The organism is Neisseria sp. CCUG17229 (genome assembly GCF_047839235.1).
GTDB classification, from domain to species: Bacteria; Pseudomonadota; Gammaproteobacteria; order Burkholderiales; family Neisseriaceae; genus Neisseria; species Neisseria brasiliensis.
Window position 1 is genome coordinate 1159973 of record NZ_CP181247.1, and the last position, 20062, is coordinate 1180034.

Consider the following 20062-nt stretch of genomic DNA (forward strand, 5'->3'; position numbering starts at 1 on the left):
TAAAAGCCATGGTTTTTTTGCGCTATGTAAAAAAACTTCAGTTTTAGCAAGCAATAGAAACACCATGAGATTAGACCATCTGAAATGAATATCCAGATGGTCTTTTACTAAGATTTTATCTTGTCATTATCTTTTAAAAACATATTCACACCATTTTCACAACGAATTTGCTGTGTTTCTAAAGTATGCTCTAAAATTGCATCGTTTTGTGGTAATGACGCGCGCTCAGCTTCGTGATGCCACAAATGGTAAGCAATACCAGCGAATTTGAGATTGTGGCGTTTCATGCCGTTATGGTAACAGCGGGCAACAAACTCGCTGTCTTCACGTCCCCAACCGACAAACTGATTATTAAAGCCGTTCACAGCCAAGGCATCTTCGCGGAAAAAGCCCATATTGCAGCCTTTAATACCTTTAAATTTTCTAGATGATTGATTGCCAATTATTTTACTCAGCAAAGGAAACCTAACTGCAGATAATCGTTTAACAACTGCTTTATGGAAACATGATAGGCGTGGCAGCATGCTAGGTGATTGTAAAATCTCTTTGGTATAGGATTCTGTTAATAATACTCGTGAGCCTTGGATAAATCGATTTTTCCTAGCGATCTGTACATGATCAAAAATAAAGTTTTTTTCTAAAACCATATCACCATCAACAATAATCAAATAGTCACCTTTACTAGCGGCAATTGCGCGATTACGTGATTGTGCTAAACGGAAACCATCATCTTGTTGCCAAATATGTTTAACCGTAACCGGGCTGATTGATGAGAAATGTTTAATTACATCATAGGTTTCCTCTCTTGAGCCATCATCTGCTACCAAAATTTCTAGCGGAAGCTTTGTTTGATTAATAGCAGAGTATAGAACCATTTCTAATGCATCCGGCCGGTTATAGGTAGTAATAATCAGCGATACTTTCAGATTTTGGTTACGCTCATGCAGCTTCACATATTTATAGTAAGAACCTTGCGCGTTGGCCACGGAAATGGTGAGGCCGTCTGAACCGTAAGCAAAACCGCGTTTCAGGAAATAATTTTTCATAAACGACACGCCGCCGTGCAGTAAGGCTTTGGCAGGTGAAGTTTTCTTTTTAAAGCGGTTTTCATCGGCATACAGCGAAGAATATTGCTGCATTTTTTGAATCAAACCTTCTGCGTTTTCAAAAGAATAATGTTTCAGACGGCCTGACAAAGAATAGCTTTGCGCATCTTTAGGAATCATCAAAGATTCATGCACTTGACGGTCAGAAAAGCGGGTAAAACGACGATGGTAAAGGCGCGGCAGAATATCCGGATACCAGCCGCAACCTTTAATCAAACGGCCGTTGTAATGATTCAGGCGGGACAAGGTATAAATGCTTTGTGGGTCGTTTTCCGACACTGCGGCGCGAATACTGTCGATTAATTCCGCATCGGGCACTTCGTCGCTGTCGATGCTGAAAATCCAATCGTTTTGCGCCAAACGTGCGGCCAGGTTTTTCATGGGGCCGAAACCGATAAAATCATGCTTGAAATAGCTGACATTTTTAAATTGCGCGGCAATCTCGAAAGTGCGGTCAGTCGAGCCGTTATCGAGCAGCAAAACTTCATCAAAATCGCCCAGCGCGGTCAGCACTTCCACCAAATAGCGTTCGGAATTTTTTACCAACATGGCGGCAGTTGCCGGAATTCTTGTGTTTATCATGGTCAGGCCGTCTGAAAAATATCTTAAACGGCTGTATTTTACCCGATATACCGCTACAATACGCATTTCATTTTTCAGACGGCCTATTGACTATGCGATTGCTGCTCGCCCCTATGCAAGGATTATGCGACGACGTGATGCGTGATTTGTTAACGCGCATCGGCGGTTACGACGAGTGTGTCAGCGAATTTGTGCGCATCACCCACACCGTGCATTCCCGCGCCACCTGGTTGAAATATGTGCCGGAAATTGCTAACGGCAACCAAACCTTTGCCGGCACACCGTGCACCGTGCAACTTTTGGGCAGCGATGCCGACAATATGGCTGTCAATGCTTTGGAAGCCGTGTGCTTTGGTGCCGATAAAATCGATTTAAACTTCGGCTGCCCCGCACCGACGGTTAACAAACACAAAGGCGGCGCAGTTTTGCTGAAAGAGCCAGAATTGATTCATCACATTGTCAAAACCCTACGTAGCCACCTGCCCGAACATATTCCGCTGACCGGTAAAATGCGCTTGGGCTTTGAAAACACAGATTTGGCTTTGGAATGCGCGGCCGCGATTGCTGAAGGCGGCGCATGCGGTTTGACCGTTCATGCCCGCACCAAAGTTGAAGGTTACGAACCGCCGGCGCATTGGGATTGGGTACGCAAAATTCGTGATGCGGTGTCGATTCCGGTCACGGCAAACGGCGATGTATTCACACTGGAAGATTATTTGGCGATTAAAGAAGTCAGCGGTTGTGACAGCGTGATGCTGGGGCGCGGCGCGGTGATTCGGCCGGATTTAGCGCGACAAATCAAACAATACGAGCATGGCGAAACAGTGCAACCCACCGACTTTGCCGAAATCGCCGGTTGGATTAATCTCTTCTTTGACTTGTGCGTAGCGAAAGAAGCGAATAACAAGTACCCCGTTGCGCGTTTGAAACAATGGCTCGGTATGATGAAAAAAGAATTTCCGCAAGCGCAAGATTTGTTTGAACGCGTGCGAACCTTAAAAGAAGCGGATGAGGTCAAACAAGTGTTGTCGGCCTTTGAAGCAGAGCAACAGGCCGTCTGAAAAAATGCCGTCTGAACGTTTTCAGACGGCATTTTTAGTTTGATTAAGTCAGCTTAAGAAGCCAACACGCGCGGGAAAAATACTTCGTTTTCCAAATGGATATGGTCGGTCAAATCATTAACCATTTCTTCTGCTAAGCGGTATAGGCGCGTCCAGCTGCCGCAAGCGTTTTCGGGAATTTCAAAATTGTTGGTCAATTCGCGCAGGCGCTCAATCGCTTTATCGTGCTCTTCATGTTCGTGCATCATCACACTAATCGGCATCGCCGCACCACGCCCGACACCCTGATTCACCATCGGAAACAGCATACGCTCTTCCTTCATCATGTGGCTCAATAATTCGTTTTGCATATACGCCAACAATTCGGCGATTTCAACCGGAAAAGTATCCGCATGCACCGTCGCCACTTTTTGCGCCAACGGCACCAGCTCATCAAATTGTGCGCGATGCACATTATGGTAACGCTGCAAAATATGGTCGATGGTGGCATTAAAAGGTGCAGTTTGCCAAACGGTAAAATCAGTCATGGTCAGGTTCCTTGTGTTGATGAAAGGCTTTCAGATGGCCTTTTTAAAAGATACATATTTTATGAATGTATTGAATAAGTGCAAGGATACACCCAATCTGCCGTTTTGTATAGCATGACTAAAGATATAAATAATTAAGAATAAAAGTAATTTTCAGTTTTTGAAGCCATTGTTTTTTGCTGAATCACTTTTAAAGATAGCCTGTATCGGCTTGATTTTTGCCAAACGAGCTTCATCGATGCGTTGTCCAATCAAATGTTGCTGCTGATTTTGGGTGCATTGGGCAGCAATATCACCGGCATCGATTTCATTGGCTGCCTGTAATAAGTTCAGCCAATGTTCACGTTGCGGATATTCGGCATCTTCAAAATTCAGACGGCCTCGTTGGTCGGCCACGCATACATTTAAGGCCGTCTGAAAACGTTCCGGCCGTCTGAACGCATCGGTTTTCTTAAAAGTATTCAACACGGTAGTCGGTTTGAGTTGCCCCACTTGATGAAAAATAATGTGCCAGCGGCAAACCAGTTCGGCCAATTCGGCACATGCACGCGGCGCACGCAAACGCTCGTTCACTTCACGCACCAAACTTACACCGGCTAAATCATGGCCGTGATGCTTGGGCAGAATTTCAGGCGGCGTTTTGGCTTTGCCCAAATCGTGCAGCAAGGCCGCATAGCGCTCCGGCAAACTTAAGCCCATTTCAGCAGCTTTTTGCAGCACCATCAGCGTATGGATGCCGCTGTCGATTTCGGGGTGATAATCCGCCCGCTGCGGCACGCCGAACAACGCTTCTACTTCCGGCAGCAACACCGCCAGCGCACCGCATTCGCGCAAAACTTCAATCATTTTTGCCGGATTCTGCTCCATCAAGCCTTTGGCCAATTCCTGCCAAACCCGTTCCGCCACCAGTGCATCCACTTCGCCATCGGCCACCATTTGCCGCATCAACTGCATGGTTTCAGCCGCTACTGCAAAACCATAGCGCGCGGCAAAACGGGCAATACGCAAAATCCTGACCGGATCTTCGGCAAAAGCAGGGGAGACATGGCGCAAAATGCCGTCTGAAAGGTCTTGCTGCCCGTCGAACGGGTCGATAATCAGGCCGTCTGAATCTTGCGCCATGGCATTAATGGTCAAATCGCGACGCATCAAATCTTGTTCCAGCGTCACATCTTTATCGGCATGAAAGGCGAAACCGGCATAACCTTTGGCCGTTTTCCGCTCGGTGCGGGCGAGGGCATATTCTTCATGGCTGTCGGGATGCAGGAACACCGGAAAATCTTTACCCACCGGCTGAAAACCTTGCGCCAGCATGGTAGGCGCATCGGCACCGACCACCACCCAGTCGCGGTCTTTGACTTCTAAGCCCAATAAATGGTCGCGGACAGCACCGCCGACTAAATAAATCTGCATAGCAAACCTTCAGTGAAGTAAATAGTTTTCAGACGGCCTGAGACCTTTGCAAAATCATCCCTATCTTTGGTACATTTCTTCGTTGTGCGCTGCTCGAAAGCTTGCCTATCTTAATGATATGTCTTCACTTTCTGCGCTGCTACAACTTTGAACTGTACTCAAATCTAGGGTTTTGCAAAGGTCTCAGCCTTTGTTTTATTTTGTAGTGTCGTTATCCAACGCTTCAAACGCCGCTTTCATGGTCGGATTTTTGCGCGTGAGTTTCTTCACGCTTAATTCTTCCGCCTTATTATTGGCCAAGTGCAAGTTGTTTTCCGAAGAGAGCAGCGCTTCTTTGGTTTTCTGCAAGTGGGTGATGGTTTTGTCGATTTCTTCAATGGCCGTCTGAAACTTGCGGCTGGCCAATTCGTAATTGCGGGCAAACGCGGTTTTGAAGGTGTTTAAATCTTCTTCAAAATTCGTGATGTCGATATTTTGCGCGCGCATTTGGGCGACTTCTTGCTTGTATTTCAAGGTATTCAGCGCGGCATTGCGCAAGAGTGAAATCAGCGGAATGAAAAATTGCGGCCGCACGACATACATTTTCGGATAAGCGTAAGACACATCGACAATGCCGCCGTTGTAAAGCTCGTTATCGGCTTCCAACAGCGACACCAACACGGCATATTCGCATTTTTTCTCGCGGCGGTCTTTATCCAACTCTTTGAAAAAATGTTCGTTTTTCTTTTTGGTGGCGGTGGTTTCGTTTTCGTTTTTCATCTCAAACATAATCGAGATGATTTCATTGCCGTCTGAATCACATTCGCGGTAGATATAGTCGCCTTTGCTGCCGCCGGTCGCGTCGTTATCCTTGCCAAAGACGGCTTGCGGGAAAGCGGTAGTGCGGATGCGGTTGAACTCGGTTTCGCAATGCTGCTCAAGACTTTCGCCGACCATTTTGGTGGATTGGCGCGCTTTGAAATCTTTATAAAACGCAATCGCTTCATCTTTTTGCTTCAATTCGGCTTGATATTGCTCACGCAAGGCTTGTTTTTCCAATTCTCGCTCTTTAGCCTGCAATAAAAAACGCGCATTGAGTTCGCCCAATTCACGCTCTTTCACCGCGACGGCACGATGGATTTCCAATTCTTTTTCGATGTTTTTTGATTCTTCCAACGATTTGGCCTGCAAACGCAGCGCGGCAATTTGCTGATCGCGCTCGGCCAATTGCGCTTTCAGACGGCCTTCCGCTTCGGCAACAGCCAATTGGCTGTCTTTTTCATGGCTTTTTAAATGCGCCGCCAATTCGGCCAATTCGCGCTCTTTAGCGGCAAGTTTTTGCTGATAAGCCGTTTCCAGCGTGTTTTCCGCCAGCTTGATTTCGGTGTCGAACTGACGGCGGCTTTGCGCCAAACGATCGTTTAATTCCTGCTGAAATTCCAGCGTGCGCACTTGATTGGCAATATCGGCATAACCGGCTTCATCTACGGTAAAAGCGGTGTGGCAATGAGGGCATTTGATTTCTGGCATGATGTTCTCGCGTGATGTGTTTGTGCGTTATTTTAGCAGAAAGGTCGTCTGAAAACTGGGTTTCAGACGGCCTTTCTGATGGTTTCAGCACATTACGTTAATCGCATTTTACCGGACCGACATCATAGTGAATATTGTGAAATTCATTCAGGCTGCTGCGGTGGACGATGCTGATGATGACGCTTTCGGGCATTTTTTCGCGAATAGCGCGGTAGAGCAGAGATTCGGTCGGCTCGTCAAGCGCGGAGGTGGCTTCGTCGAGCAAAACGACTTTGGCGCGTGAGAGCAGGGTGCGGCAGAAGGCAACGCGCTGCAATTCGCCGGGGGAGAGTTTGTGTTGCCAATCGTCGGTTTTGTCGAGTTGGCCGCTTAAATGCTCGAGGCGGCAAAGACTCATGGAAGTGGCTAAATCAGGATGCTGCGTGTCAATATCGGGGGAGCAGATGGCTTCACGCAAAATGCCTTGCGGGGTGTACGGGCGTTGTGGCACAAATAAAATTTGGCTGCGTTCGGGTTGCGCGATATGGCCGCTGCTGCCAAACGGCCACAGCCCGGCCAGTGAGCGCAGCAGGGAAGTTTTGCCGCAGCCGCTCGGGCCTTTAATCAAGAGGGCATCGCCGGGTTTGACATTGATATTGATGTTATCCAACAGGATTTCGCCGTTGTTGCGGTAGAGCGCGACATTATTGAGTGTGAGGCCGTCTGAAACGTGTTTTATCTCGGGCTTGGGTGCGTTGTGTTGCTCGTGGGTACTGAGTAGGAAGCCGTATAAGCGTTCCAAGCGGGCGCGGTAGGCGGTGAATTCTTCGTAAAACATGCGAAAAAAAGACAGGGCGCGTTGCAGGCGGACAAAGGCTTGCACGGTTTGCTGCACGTCACCGATTTTGATTTGTCCGGCAAACAGGCGCGGAGCTTGCAGAATAATTGGGAACAGCTGAATGCTGTACCATTGGTTTGGGTTGGTTTAGCGACAGCCGTGCGCAAGGCACATTTGATTTGGGCGAGCGCTTTGGTGAAGACAAGCAATTCGGCGTACGCGTCAACGGCAAATTGCGCCACGGCGATACCCCGCGCGATGGCTACAGCGAAGACAACAAAGAATTTGCCTTAAATACGGATTACCGCGGTGAAAAATTACGCGTGGCGTTTGATTCCGTGTATTCCAAACGCAAAGCACAAGGCGGCCGCGCACGTATTCAAGATATTCAAAATGCTAATGGCCGATTGTTTGACGCACCAAGCGGCGACACCAATCTGCTACCTTCGTGGAACTGGCAAAACACCCGCGGCCAAACTAACATGCTGACCTTTGAATACGACACTGACTACGATTTTCAAATCAGCGGCGGTATCGGCTACAACGATGCGCGTTATTACGGCACGCTGATTTCGCCAACAATAAGCACCACCGACAGCACCCAATACAACACTAACACCGCGCGCCTGACCGACCAGCGTTTTCAAACCACCAGCATGAATCTCACCGCACGCGGCCAATTTGAAACCGGTGCAGTTGACCACACGTGGAGCGCTGCCTTAGACCGCATCGACCGCCGCCGCCAAACCTATCGCGGCACCAAAGCGGGCAGCAGCAAAGCCACAATTGATGGCACCGGCGATATTGCCGCGCAACTGGCTTCGCTTACTGCCGACTATTCGACCACGATGGAAAGTACGCCGAATTTGGATACCCGTATTGAAGTCAACAGTTTGGCCTTGTCCGACACCATGGGCTTTGTCGATAACCTCTACCACTTGACTTTAGGCGGTCGCTTGCAGCAAGTTGAGCAAAAAAATAACCTTGACCAAACCAAAGCCAATGCCAGCCGCTTCAGCCCGATGCTGATGGCCGCGTGGGTGCCACAATCGGATTTGGTCGTTTACGGCAACTACATGGAAGATTTGGAGCCGGCCAGCTTGAGTGTGGACGGCACCACCGGCGACACCACCATGGCCAAACCGCGGGTCAGCCGTCAGTTTGAAATCGGCGTGCGCAAAAACTGGGGCGATTTTGTCACTACCTTAAATGCCTTTCAAATCCGCCGTCCGGGCTATTGGCGCGGCAACACCACCAGCGGAACCGATTTTGCTGCCAGTGGCGCAGCTGCGGGCGATGAGCAGGGCATTGAGCGCAATCGCGGTATTGAATTTAATGTTTACGCCAACCTGCTCAACCAAACCTTGCGCCCGAGCTTCGGTTTGATGTATTTGAAATCGCAAGTGAAAGATTATCCGAATTACAAAGACAATCTGGTCAGCGGCGTGCAAGTTGCCAATCCGAGCGTGATTGCCAAAGCAGGTGTGGAATGGGATACGCCTTATGTGAAGGGGTTGACGCTGTCGGGCAATGTGCAGTATTTCGGTAAATCTTATCAAGACACACAGAAACAATACGCTTTCCCGTCTTACACTTTGGTGGACATCAGCGCACGATATAAAACCAAGCTGGGCAAAAACGATTTGACCGTGAGCACGGCGGTCGAAAACTTGTTCAACAAAGCTTATTGGCAAGTTCAACGCGGCCAGTATGACCGTAGCTTTGCCGTATTGGGCATGCCGCGTACTTATTGGCTGAAAGCAGAATATTCGTTCTGATTTTGACAATGAAGAAAGGCCGTCTGAAACTTTCAGACGGCCTATCGATATCAAATTTATTCAGCATCTTTCAAACCAAAATGCAGATAAGTGCGCTCGGTAGCAACACGACCGCGCGGTGTGCGCTGCAAAAAACCTTGCTGAATCAAATAAGGCTCAATCACATCTTCAATGGTATCGGTCGATTCACCAATCGCCGCCGCTACGTTTTCCAATCCCACGGGGCCGCCGCTGAATTTGTGCAAAATGGCTTCGAGGAATTTTCTGTCCATCACGTCTAAACCTTTACCATCGACGTCAAGCATGCTCAACGCGGCATCTGCAATATCGGCATCAATTACACCATTATTTTTCACTTCAGCATAATCGCGTACACGACGCAGCAGGCGGTTGGCAATACGCGGGGTACCACGGCTGCGCTTGGCCACTTCCATCGCACCTTCATCGCCCATATTCAATGACAATAATTGCGCCGAACGGCTGATAATTGTCGCTAAATCATTGTTTTCATAGAACTCTAAGCGAGAAACAATACCGAAACGGTCACGCAGCGGATTGGTCAGCATACCCGCGCGCGTGGTGGCGCCAATCAGCGTAAACGGCGGCAAGTCGATTTTTACCGAACGCGCCGCAGGGCCTTCGCCAATCATGATATCAAGCTGATAATCCTCAAGGGCAGGGTAGAGAATTTCTTCGACAACCGGACTCAAGCGATGAATTTCATCAATAAAAAGAACATCATGCGGCTCAAGATTGGTTAACAGGGCGGCCAAATCACCGGCGCGTTCCAATACCGGGCCGCTGGTTTGGCGTAAGTTCACGCCTAATTCTTTGGCAATAATGTGCGCCAAAGTGGTTTTGCCCAAACCCGGCGGGCCAAATAATAAAGTATGGTCAAGCGCTTCACCACGTTTTTTTGCCGCTTCAATAAAAATCGCCAATTGCTCCTTAGCCTTAGCTTGGCCGATGTAATCCGCCAGCGTTTTCGGACGTAGGGCGCGTTCTAAAAGCTCTTCTTGAGCAGAAATCGATTGTGCCGCAATAATGCGCTGCGGCTGCTGGGCGGTAAGGTTATCGGTTTGCAACATAATTTATCATTTCAATCATCGGCAAAAAGCCGGAAATATTTTCAGACAGCCTCAAAGTTAATATAGCGTTTAGGTTTAGCCGCGTAATTCACGCCAAGCCAAGTAATCACGCAGCGGCGGCATAGGCGGATTAATGCAATGCGGACAAACGCCGGTGATGTCTTCATCGTCGCTGTCGATATGGTATTCATTCGGATCAAAACGCTGCTGCTGCAAAACCGCCTGAGCCAATGCCTGTGCCTGAACCACGTCAAAATCAAAGCGCTGTAAAATTTCTTGAAGCAAACCGGTTTCAGTGGCGCTGAAATCACCGCTGTTGGCAATAATCATGCGCTGATAATCTTCGTTGATAATTTTCTGGCGCAGTAAATCGGTATTGAACATAAAGCCATTGGAGACATGAGATAATAGGCTGGATTATACAGCATAAGTGTATGCTTCGAGATGATTATATAAATTCGCATAATGTATATTATGTTAAATTATATTAGCATATTCAATCCGCATATTTAGTTATATTTGTTCCTTTTGAAAAAATTTTCATATAAGCTACCGTGCTAATGCTGGTATCGTCGAGCTGCTGCTCGGCGAAAACTCAGATGCGCTCTTGCGTTCTACCGTGTCTCATACGGTCTATCCGAATTTGGACATCATTATCTCAAATAACATTTCCGCCGATATTCAGACCAAAGTCGCCAACCGTGCCGACCGTGCGTTTTTGCTTAAGTCCAAACAATTACGATGCCATTTTGATTGATACCCAAGGTGCGGTTGGTGCCTTGCAGGATTCGGCAGCTTTTGCTTCCCAATGCCTGATTACCCCCTTCATGCCTAAAATCCTCAGTGCGCGTGAGTTTGTAACAGGTACTATAGTGGTCAACTTTTTCCGCAGTCACACTTAGGCAGCTTCAGCCCATAACGGCGGCAAACCGTTATTGGCCGTATGTGGTCGGATATGATTGTAATACAGCACATACTTCCTGATATCGTCCAAGGCCTCTCCAAACGTCGCATAGCCGCCCTTAGGCATTCATTCGGATTTGAAACTGCGAAACCAGCGCTCCATCGGCGCATTGTCCCAACAATTGCCCCGACGGCTCATACTCTGTATCAATTCGCTGTCTTTCACGCATTCGGCAAACAGCTTACTGCCGTACACACTTCCCTGATCCGAATGGAACACCGCACCCTCCCGCTTTTCAAACGGGATCCCCAGTATGGCATGCCGTAGCGCCGCACAGACCAATTGCGCGTCCTACGTAGCGCCAAACTGCCAACCGGCCAAACGGCGGCGGCTCAAATCCAGTACCGCTGCCAGATAATGCCATTGGCCGTTCACTTGTATATAGGTCACGTCACCGTACAATACGGTCGGCTCTCCTTCTTTGCGCTCAAACTTGCGTTGGAGGCGGTTTTCAAAAAGGTAGTGAGGTTTGCCGCCGGTATGGTTCGTTTTTTTCACCGGCTGTTTGCTGACCAAAGCCATTTCTTTCATCAGCTTACTGACCACATAAACCCCGACTTCAATACCTTTATTGCGCAGCAGATGCCGTATCGTCCGTTTACCCGGAGCCCGACGGCCTTCTGTATGGGCAGAGCGGATGTGTCGTTTTAAAGAAGCGTATTTGTCGGCACATCGTGCCGCCTGCCGCCAATCGTAGTAGGCGCGTTCGGATATGACGAACAGTTTGCACAGCCTTTTGATTTCGTGCGATTTTAAGGAGCTTATCTGCTGATAACGCTGTGCTTTCGGGAGGTTAAAATCGCGGTGGCTTTTTTTAAAATTTCATTGTCCTCTTCGAGTTCACGGATGCGGTTTTCCAATGCGCGGATGTATTGCATATCAGGGGCAATGGGGTTGCTGCCGGAGGGAATGGTGCCGTTTTGCTCGGCAAGGTACTGGCGCTTCCATTTACTCAAGAGACTTTCATTAATCTCTGCCTCGCGTGCGGCTTGTGCGACGGTGTACTTTATGTCAGTAACGAGCCTGACGGCCTCTATTTTGAATTTTGGGGTATATTTTTTGCGGGACATTAAGGCATCCTTTTTGTGTATTTTAGGGGAAATATCTGCCTTAGAGGGATTGCGGGATTATTAGACCACTATATCTGGCAGTGATGCTACCACTTGCCGAAATAAATTGATTTAGGCTTGATGCAATTCCAACCAATAACCCAGTTTTTAATCATGAGTTCTATAGTTAAAAAACATCAATTTCCAACCCTATAATTCACTTAACCCTTTTTTATGTTGGGTTCATTGCTTTGAATTCGATTATAGCTTTTAAAAGAGAGTAGAAATTTGAAACAACAACAGTAGCTACGCTACTGTTGTTGTTATCTGATAAGCATAAAATTATGCCTTTTAATTTATTGGAGTACAGTTTTTTCTAATAATTTGATTCACTTTTTCTCTTTTCCCATTTATTAAAACCATTTTATTCTGTGTTAGAAAACCATTATTTGCACGATGTATATTTGAAATTTCAGAATTATTTACGCTCCATTGATATCCTTGGCCGCTGAAAACAGTTATATCAGAGTTGCTTTCACTATCATATTTCATATTAAAAATTTTACCATTAATTTTTACTTCTGCAGTAGCAATAGCTTTGCTAATTTTATAGTGAACTGTTACTCGTTCGCCATCATGACATTCATAGTCAATCCAATTATTATTGATAGTACCAAGTTGTGCAGTATGGAGTGCTGTTTGATTTATAGTATTTGTTATGGCAAGAGTAACAACATATGGGCGTAAATTATTATTTTTTCTAGCTCCATTACGTGTTTGAAAAACACGTACTTCATAAAAGCCAGTAAAAGGAAGAATTTGATTAACTGTCGTTAAGAATTCATTATCTGAGCTTTTTCCCAAGTATCGTACAGAGACATCAATATCTTTATCACTGGTATCATAATTAATATTTAAAACTTGCCCTTTTTTAGCATAAAATCTATAACTATCAAACTGATAGCCTCTAACACTTCCCTTGTATGTAATAGATGATGTACCTAGCCTAAAGCGTACATCAACAGCTTTCACAGGCTTATTATTATTTGCTGTTGCTATTGGAGAGATAGCCGCAAATACTATAGATAAAGCTGATATTGAAAGTAAATGCATTGACATAATTTGTATCCTTATACTAAAAGTTTTTAGGGAGCTGTCTTAATATAATGAGAGAACTTATTTTTGGTTAGAATTCTTCATATTAAGAAAAAGTCACTCAGGCATTATTATTTGAACAGAAGCAGAATTAATGGATATAGACATAAAATATTGCATGTACTGTTGTTGCAACACAGCTTGTAAAGTTGTATTTCTCAAAAACAATATTTATGCACTTAATTTTATCCTTAAAGCAGCACAACTGCAACTGCTCAATTGGAGAAGAGAAAAAGTTTGAATTGAGTAAGTGGATCAGCATATTGTGTCGCCGTATCCTTTACCATGATGATTTACCATCAACCGTCAAACATGCAATGACTCCGGCTGACTTCACTCCGTATTAAAATTAAAGAGGCTGACTAGATAACTAGGGAAATCTAATTTCAGGTTAGAATAATCCCTATGAGAAGAAGTCGTTTAAGTCAGTACAAGCAAAACAAACTGATTGAACTGTTTATTGCGGGTGTTACTGCTCGCACCGCAGCGCAATTAGTCGGCGTTAATAAAAACACAGCAGCCTATTACTTTCATCGTTTACGCTTACTGATTTTCCATAACAGCCCGCATCTGGAAATGTTTGATGGCGAAGTAGAGGTTGATGAAAGCTATTTTGGCGGACGGCGCAAAGGCAAACGCGGTCGCGGGGCAGCCGGCAAAGTGGCTGTATTCGGGCTTCTGAAGCGCAACGGCAAGGTTTACACCGTTGCTGTGCCCAATACGCAAACTGCCACTTTATTACCGATAATACGTGAGCAAGTAAAGCCTGACAGTATTGTTTACACTGATTGTTACAAAAGCTATGACGTACTTGATGTGAGTGAGTTTAGCCACATTCGCATCAATCACAGCACACATTTTGCTGAACGACAAAATCATATTAACGGAATTGAGAACTTTTGGAATCAGGCAAAACGCCACTTACGGAAGTTTAACGGCATTCCCAAAGAGCATTTTGAACTGTATTTGAAGGAATGTGAATGGCGTTTTAACCACAGTGAAATAAAAGTTCAATTTTCCATTTTAAAACAATTAGTAAAGCAGAATTCATTCTAGTTATCTAGTACAGCCCCAAAAGATTTATAGATACAGATAACGAGAAGCATAAAATTATATTTCATAAATTAAATAAAATCAGCGATAAGGACAGGATATGGTTGGACGGCAATGCAAATAAGTGTCCTAGTTAAAAGGCGCAGATTCGCATAGCAAGGCCATCTGAAAGCAAGAAACGACGGCAGCTACGAAGCCTTCAGCCAACTGAGCCACAGCGAACGCCAAACTATTCTAAGCAGCGAATCAGAAGCCAACCGCCATGCCGACACTGAGGCCAAAAACTGGGGCATAGGCGGCAGCAAATCCCGCGCAGTATTGTTTTGCAAACCTTGTAAACAACACTCGTTTTCTTGCATATGAACCAGTGGATAATTAGCCCACCCAGTTCTCTAGCCTTAGCCCATCAACCCGTTCAAATTCTTTCAAATTATTGCTGACTAGCACCAAGCCTTCACTACGGGCATGGCCGGCAATCATATTGTCATAAGGCCCGATGGTTTTTCCTTGCTTTTGCAGTTCGGCACGAATCTGCGCCGCATGTGCGGCAGCTTCTGGCGTAAAATCCAATACAATCAGCCTTGCGATAAAACTTTCTACACCGGCCAATGCTTCTTTTGCTCGGACTGATTTTTCGGCACCGTAAAAAAGCTCCATCGCCACAACCGAGCTGATACACATTTGTCCATTGTGACGGGAAAATGCCGCTCTGACTTCTTCGGGTTTATTTTTCATGGTGTAAATACAGATATTGGTGTCCAGCATATAGCGCAACATCAGAGTGACTCTCTTTCTTGCATAGCCGGCTGATCACGTTCCGTCATGAAGTCATCCGGCATAGAGACATTGTCAAACCAACTGTCCCAAACTTGCTCGGCAGGTACCAGCAAACGAGATTCGCCTTGTACAATGACTTCTACCCGTTTAACTGTTTCTGGAAATGCAACGCGTTTCGGCAAGCGTACAGCCTGACTTTGATTGCTTTTGAAAATAGATGCTTGCATGGCATTTTCCTTGGATATGTTTGTTGTATATCCTTTCATTTTTTAGTAATGGTGTCAAGATTTTCTTTCGAAATTTATTGGTCTCGGTATTGATTTAATTTCGATGTGCCGTGAAATCAGCCGGACTCATTGATGTTCGACTGTTGATATAAACCATCATGGTAAATGATAAGGTGGAAAAGTGCTAATCTGCTGATATCAAGCTAACGAATCAGTAGGATTCTCGATTATTTTGGTAGATACAAAAAACGGGAAAAAATTTTAAGAACACTATGTTTTCAGGCAGCTGTCGCAAACCTTAGGTTTATTAAGATTGTTAAAGCTTTAATAAAAAAACAAGGCCGTCTGAAATCTGTTTTCTTAAAACTTTTCAGACGGCCTTGTTTATAATTTAACCTTAATCTTCGCCCCACACTTCAGCAGCGATTTCTTCCACCAAGCGCACTTTTGCCCATTGCTCGGCTTCGGTCATGATGTTGCCTTCTTCGGTTGAAGCAAAACCACATTGCGGCGACAAGGCCAGTTGGTCGAGAGGCACGATTTTTGCAGCTTCGGCGATACGTGCTTTGATTTCGTCTTTGCTTTCCAACTCAGGGAATTTGGACGTTACCAAGCCCAACACAATGCGGCCTTTGTGCGGATTGTCGTTGAAGTATTTCAACGGCTCGAAACCGCCCGAACGCTCGTTGTCGTATTCCAAGAAATAGCCGTCATAAGCCGTTTGACCAAACAATTCAGGCGCAACCGGATCGTAAGCGCCGGTCAACAAATAAGACGATTTGTAGTTGCCGCGGCAAACGTGGGTAGTGATGGTCATATCGGCCGGTTTGTCGGCCAAAATGGCTTGGATGTTTTCCAAGGCAAATTTTTTGCTGGCTTCAAAATCAAATTCAGGATTGCTGAAATTGTTGCACAAGGTACCCCAATACACGTCATCGATTTGCAGATAACGGCAGCCGGCATCGTAAAATGCTTTAATCGCATCTTTATAAGTTTGGCGCACGTCTTCGCAGAATGCGGCTTTGCTTTCATAAACGCCGGTATCCCAAATAAACGGATACATCAATTGGTTCGGGCTTGGAATGGTGTATTTCACAATGCCGCGATCACCAACGATTTCGGCTAAAGCTTTGTAATGGGCGATAAACGGATGGTTTTCGTTCCAAGACAATTTGCCGTTGCAGCGCGTATTGTATTTACGCACTTCAGTGCCTTTAAACGCATAAGCCTGCTCCGGCACAAAGCCTTCAATGCCGTTGAGGTTTTCCAAAAAGTCGATGTGCCACCATGAGCGACGGAATTCACCATCGGTAATCACTTGAATGCCCGCGTCTAATTGGTCTTGCACCAATTTGGCGATTTCTTGATCTTCCACATGGGTCAATTCTTCACGGCTGATTTTGCCCTCGGCAAATTCGGCACGCGCTTTTTTCAGGTTTTCGGTACGCAGGTAGCTGCCGACGGTATCGGCGCGCAAAGGTAAGGTTTTGCTCATGGTAGGTTCCTTGAATGAAGTTTATCTGTCGGCAAGTATAAATGAATTCATTAATGACCTGAAGTCAAACAGACATGAAAAATTCACGCATTCGTGTGATTGAAATTCATAAAGGCCGTCTGAAAGATATTCTTTCAGACGGCCTGATAAACAATCTCAATGCTGGGCACGAATTTGCTGCAAGAAGCGGCGGGTGCGTTCGTGTTGCGGATTGTCAAACAACACTTCCGGCGCGCCCTGCTCAACAATCACGCCGCCGTCCATCACCACCACAATATCGGCCACTTCCATGGCAAACTTGATTTCGTGGGTTACGACCACCATCGTCCAGCCTTCTTGCGCCAGCTCTTTCATGGTGTTCAACACGTCTTGCACCAATTCCGGATCAAGCGCGGAAGTCGGCTCGTCAAACAGCATCAATTCCGGTTGAATCGCCAAAGCGCGGGCAATGCCGACACGTTGCTGCTGGCCGCCTGACAATTGATACGGATACAAATCGACCTTATCGCCCAAGCCCACTTTTTCCAGCAAAGCCAAAGCGGCGGCACGCGCTTCGTTTTTGGCTTTGCCCTGTACCGATACCGGCCCTTCCATTACATTTTCCAAAGCGGTTTTGTGCGGAAAAAGATTGTATTGTTGGAACACCATGCCCGATTTGCGGCGCAAGGCCAAAATTTCGGCTTTGCTCGGTTTTTGGGCAAAATCAACTGTTAAAGGCGCTGCATTATCGAATTCGATTTGCCCTTGCTCGGGCATTTCCAACGCGTTCAAGCAGCGCAAAAACGTGGTTTTACCCGAACCTGAAGGCCCCAAAATCACCACCACTTGACCTTTGTTTACATCCAAATCAATGCCGCGCAAAATGGTGTTGTCGCCGAATGTTTTGTGGATATTACGGATTTTAATCATCTTTTTCCCTTACTTAGCCACATAGCGGTCGAAGCGTTTTTCGATTTTCGCTTGAATCAGGAACAATACCCAGCAGAAACACCAATACACCAAACCCGCTTCGATATACACCGGCAAAAAGTCATAGGCGCGGTTAGCCACTTCGGAAGCGGTGCGGAACAATTCCGTTACCGTCACAAACGAAGCCAGCGACGTGCTTTTGAATAAGCTGATGAATTCATTGCTCAAAGGCGGCACGGATACGCGGAAAGCCTGCGGCGCGATAATGCGGCGGAAGGTTTGCATATAAGTCATGCCGATGGAAAAACCGGCTTCCCATTGGCCTTTGTGCACCGACAAAATCGCGGCACGAATGGTTTCGGAAGCATACGCGCCGACATTCAGCGAAAAGCCGATAATCGCCGCCGGAATCGGATCAATGTACACCCCGACCGCCGGTAAGCCGTAAAACACCACCGCCAATTGAATCAGCATCGGCGTGCCGCGAATAGCGGAAACATAAAACTTCGCCAAAGCCAATAAAATTTTGTGCAGCCAGCTTTCAGACGGCATCACGCGAATCACCGCCACGATAATGGCAATTACCATGCCGATGATAAACGAAGCAATCGCCAGCGGCATGGATACCAAAAATCCGGCCTTGACCATAGGCCAAAACGCGCTGATTACCAAATCAGCGCGTGTCTCGGTCATAAACGGCAATGAAGCCAGTAGATTATTTAACACTGATGTCTTTTCCGAAGAATTGTTCGCCCAGTTTTTTCAAGGTGCCATCTGCTTGCAACTCCTTCATTGCTTCGCTGAATTTGGCCACGGCTTCATCATTGCCTTTATTGACAATCAAACCGGCACCGACTTTTTCATCAGCAGGCGCAGTCCACACGATTTTCACGCCGGCATTCGGATTTTTTTGCAGATAATCCAATACCGCCAATTCATCGTTTAATGTTACTTCAGCACGTTTTTGCTCAATCAGCATCAGAGATTGCGCCAAACCGTCAACCGGCACGATTTCGGCTTTAGCTGCAGTAGCGCGTTCGCCGTAGTTGCTGGTTAAAGATTGGGCGGCTTTTTTACCGGCAATTTCTTCAACAGATTTGATGGTGCTGTCGTTGCGTGCCACCAAAACCGGACCGCTCCAGCTATATGGCTCGGATTTGTCAAATGTTGCTTGGCGTTCAGGACTGGTCAAAGCCACCTGGTTGGCCACCACATCAAAACGACCTGCTTTCAAACCGGCCATCATGGCATCCCATTGGGTTTCTTTAAATTCAACCGTTACGCCCAATTTTTCAGCCACGGCGCGGGTCACTTCCACATCGTAGCCGGTCAATTTGCCGGATTTGTCGTGGTAGGTGAACGGCGCATAAGTGCCTTCGGTGCCAACGGTGATGGTGCCTTTATTGTTGATGCGTTCAATCAAAGAGCCTGAAGCATTGGCCGCAGGTGCGGCACCTGAAGCTGCCGAGCCGCCCTCACTGCCGCCGCAAGCAGCCAGTACTAAAGCAGTCATGCTGCCCAATAAGAATTTTTTCAACATCGCTTGATTCCTGTGTGTATCTTTAAAGCGGCTATTCTAATAGATACTGCCTGCAAATACAAAGAATGCTTTCTGCTATCATTTATAACCAAAACATATAACAAAGGCCGTCTGAAACAAAATATTCCGATATTCTGCTTCCGACGACCTTTCCAATAAACACTAAAATTTTATAGATTTAATGAAACTTCTAAATTATCAATCAAACGCGTGCTGCCCAATCGGGCCGCTGCCAATACCACTAAATGTTTGTCGCCCACACGCGCTACTTCCAAGCTTTCTGCTTGACGGATTTCAATATAATCTACCTCCCAACCGGCTTGATTTAAGTTTTCTATTGCCGTTTGCTCGATTTGCGTATAGGCAACATTACCTGCCTGCAATTGTGCCGCAGCGGCTTGTAATTCACGGTATAAACGCGGCGCTTCGGCGCGCTCGGTTTCGCTTAAATATTGATTGCGGCTCGATAAAGCCAAGCCATCGGCTGCACGGCCGGTATTCACCGGCACAATTTCAATATTAAAGTTTAAATCTTCAACAAAACCTTTAATAATCGCCAATTGCTGATAATCTTTTTTACCGAAACAAGCGACATCTGCCTCGACAATATTAAATAATTTACTCACCACCGTTGCCACACCGCGGAAATGGCCGGGACGAAATTTGCCACATAATTCGTTTTGCAGATGCGGTGGCTCAACGTTGTAACGCTGCTCGACATTGGGATAAAGCTCTTTTTCATCCGGCGCGAACACCACTGCTACGCCTTCATTGGCCAATTTATCGGCATCTTGTTGCAAAGTCCGTGGGTATTGATCAAAGTCTTCACCTTGACCAAATTGAAGACGGTTCACAAAAATACTGACCACCACATTATCGGCGCGCTTTTTCGCTTCACGCACCAAAGCCAAATGGCCTTCATGCAGATTGCCCATGGTCGGCACAAACGCTACTTTTCCGGCCTGTTTGCGCCATTCGCGCAATTCTTGAATGGTATGAATGATTTGCATAA

19 protein-coding genes and 3 pseudogenes are annotated in these 20062 nt (G+C 46.4%); 3 read left to right on the forward strand and 19 right to left on the reverse strand.

The features are described 5' to 3' along the window. Nucleotides 1-107: 107 nt before the first annotated feature. Nucleotides 108-1685: a glycosyltransferase family 2 protein gene (locus ACM67B_RS05525; RefSeq protein WP_416190524.1), complete on the reverse strand. Its 1578-nt coding sequence runs from the start codon at nucleotides 1683-1685 to the stop codon at nucleotides 108-110. Between the two features lie 95 nt (nucleotides 1686-1780). Between ACM67B_RS05525 and ACM67B_RS05530 the strand changes: the two genes are divergently transcribed. Next, nucleotides 1781-2749 carry a tRNA dihydrouridine synthase gene (locus tag ACM67B_RS05530; protein ID WP_416190525.1) on the forward strand — a complete coding sequence of 323 codons (969 nt, stop codon included), beginning with the start codon at nucleotides 1781-1783 and terminating at the stop codon, nucleotides 2747-2749. A gap of 53 nt (nucleotides 2750-2802) precedes the next feature. Here ACM67B_RS05530 and dnrN read toward each other — a convergent pair whose 3' ends face one another. The 4 genes and pseudogenes from dnrN to ACM67B_RS05550 form a co-directional block, all read right to left on the reverse strand. Further along, complete coding sequence (gene dnrN, locus ACM67B_RS05535; protein WP_416188803.1) at nucleotides 2803-3276, reverse strand: iron-sulfur cluster repair protein DnrN; 474 nt, start codon at nucleotides 3274-3276, stop codon at nucleotides 2803-2805. Between the two features lie 153 nt (nucleotides 3277-3429). After that, nucleotides 3430-4689 (reverse strand): multifunctional CCA addition/repair protein, encoded by a 1260-nt coding sequence (locus tag ACM67B_RS05540; RefSeq protein WP_416188804.1) that lies wholly within the window; start codon nucleotides 4687-4689, stop codon nucleotides 3430-3432. Between the two features lie 195 nt (nucleotides 4690-4884). Then, the gene (locus tag ACM67B_RS05545) at nucleotides 4885-6198 is read right to left on the reverse strand and encodes a DUF2130 domain-containing protein (protein WP_416188805.1); all 1314 of its coding nucleotides are present in this window, start codon (nucleotides 6196-6198) and stop codon (nucleotides 4885-4887) included. A 97-nt stretch (nucleotides 6199-6295) separates the two neighbouring features. After that, nucleotides 6296-7138, reverse strand: a pseudogene (locus ACM67B_RS05550) (ATP-binding cassette domain-containing protein); the annotation flags it as partial. A gap of 8 nt (nucleotides 7139-7146) precedes the next feature. Here ACM67B_RS05550 and ACM67B_RS05555 point away from each other — a divergent pair. Further along, nucleotides 7147-8793: pseudogene (locus ACM67B_RS05555) on the forward strand (TonB-dependent receptor); the annotation flags it as partial. Nucleotides 8794-8849: 56 nt separating this feature from the next. Here ACM67B_RS05555 and ruvB read toward each other — a convergent pair. The 7 genes and pseudogenes from ruvB to ACM67B_RS05590 form a co-directional block, all read right to left on the reverse strand. After that, complete coding sequence (gene ruvB, locus ACM67B_RS05560; RefSeq protein ID WP_416188806.1) at nucleotides 8850-9881, reverse strand: Holliday junction branch migration DNA helicase RuvB; 1032 nt, start codon at nucleotides 9879-9881, stop codon at nucleotides 8850-8852. 75 nt (nucleotides 9882-9956) lie between these two features. After that, on the reverse strand, nucleotides 9957-10265 hold the full coding sequence (locus ACM67B_RS05565) for a hypothetical protein (RefSeq protein WP_416188807.1): 309 nt from the start codon (nucleotides 10263-10265) through the stop codon (nucleotides 9957-9959). A 646-nt stretch (nucleotides 10266-10911) separates the two neighbouring features. Beyond that, nucleotides 10912-11064: a hypothetical protein gene (locus ACM67B_RS05570; protein WP_416188808.1), complete on the reverse strand. Its 153-nt coding sequence runs from the start codon at nucleotides 11062-11064 to the stop codon at nucleotides 10912-10914. Between the two features lie 72 nt (nucleotides 11065-11136). Continuing rightward, entirely contained in the window at nucleotides 11137-11343 is a 207-nt protein-coding gene (locus ACM67B_RS05575) for a hypothetical protein (RefSeq protein ID WP_416188809.1), read from the reverse strand. Nucleotides 11344-11394: 51 nt separating this feature from the next. Beyond that, a pseudogene (locus ACM67B_RS05580) lies at nucleotides 11395-11610 on the reverse strand (hypothetical protein); the annotation flags it as partial. Then, a complete protein-coding gene (locus ACM67B_RS05585) occupies nucleotides 11607-11915 on the reverse strand; it encodes a transposase (RefSeq protein ID WP_416188810.1) in 309 nt (102 codons plus the stop codon). The gene ACM67B_RS05585 and the pseudogene ACM67B_RS05580, both read right to left, overlap by 4 nt. 330 nt (nucleotides 11916-12245) lie before the next feature. Beyond that, a complete protein-coding gene (locus ACM67B_RS05590) occupies nucleotides 12246-13013 on the reverse strand; it encodes a hypothetical protein (RefSeq protein WP_416188811.1) in 768 nt (255 codons plus the stop codon). A 441-nt stretch (nucleotides 13014-13454) separates the two neighbouring features. Between ACM67B_RS05590 and ACM67B_RS05595 the strand changes: the two genes are divergently transcribed. Beyond that, nucleotides 13455-14105, forward strand: a complete 651-nt coding sequence (locus ACM67B_RS05595; RefSeq protein ID WP_416188812.1) for an IS1595 family transposase — start codon at nucleotides 13455-13457, stop codon at nucleotides 14103-14105. Between the two features lie 372 nt (nucleotides 14106-14477). Here the strand turns inward: ACM67B_RS05595 and vapC are convergent, their stop codons facing one another. The 7 genes from vapC to panC all read right to left on the reverse strand — a co-directional run bounded on the left by vapC (nucleotide 14478) and on the right by panC (nucleotide 20060). Next, nucleotides 14478-14879 carry a type II toxin-antitoxin system tRNA(fMet)-specific endonuclease VapC gene (gene vapC / locus ACM67B_RS05600; RefSeq protein WP_416188813.1) on the reverse strand — a complete coding sequence of 134 codons (402 nt, stop codon included), beginning with the start codon at nucleotides 14877-14879 and terminating at the stop codon, nucleotides 14478-14480. Further along, the gene (vapB, locus tag ACM67B_RS05605; RefSeq protein WP_416188814.1) at nucleotides 14879-15106 is read right to left on the reverse strand and encodes a type II toxin-antitoxin system VapB family antitoxin; all 228 of its coding nucleotides are present in this window, start codon (nucleotides 15104-15106) and stop codon (nucleotides 14879-14881) included. Before vapB ends, vapC begins: the two co-directional genes overlap by 1 nt. A gap of 397 nt (nucleotides 15107-15503) precedes the next feature. Next, the gene (locus ACM67B_RS05610) at nucleotides 15504-16601 is read right to left on the reverse strand and encodes a 5-methyltetrahydropteroyltriglutamate--homocysteine S-methyltransferase (RefSeq protein WP_416188815.1); all 1098 of its coding nucleotides are present in this window, start codon (nucleotides 16599-16601) and stop codon (nucleotides 15504-15506) included. 156 nt (nucleotides 16602-16757) lie between these two features. Continuing rightward, complete coding sequence (locus ACM67B_RS05615) at nucleotides 16758-17510, reverse strand: amino acid ABC transporter ATP-binding protein (RefSeq protein WP_416188816.1); 753 nt, start codon at nucleotides 17508-17510, stop codon at nucleotides 16758-16760. 9 nt (nucleotides 17511-17519) lie between these two features. Beyond that, complete coding sequence (locus ACM67B_RS05620; protein WP_416188817.1) at nucleotides 17520-18236, reverse strand: amino acid ABC transporter permease; 717 nt, start codon at nucleotides 18234-18236, stop codon at nucleotides 17520-17522. After that, nucleotides 18226-19050 (reverse strand): amino acid ABC transporter substrate-binding protein, encoded by an 825-nt coding sequence (locus ACM67B_RS05625; protein ID WP_416188818.1) that lies wholly within the window; start codon nucleotides 19048-19050, stop codon nucleotides 18226-18228. The genes ACM67B_RS05620 and ACM67B_RS05625 overlap by 11 nt, the downstream gene beginning before the upstream one ends. A gap of 170 nt (nucleotides 19051-19220) precedes the next feature. After that, nucleotides 19221-20060 (reverse strand): pantoate--beta-alanine ligase, encoded by an 840-nt coding sequence (gene panC / locus ACM67B_RS05630; protein ID WP_416188819.1) that lies wholly within the window; start codon nucleotides 20058-20060, stop codon nucleotides 19221-19223. Between the last annotated feature and the right edge of the window lie 2 nt (nucleotides 20061-20062).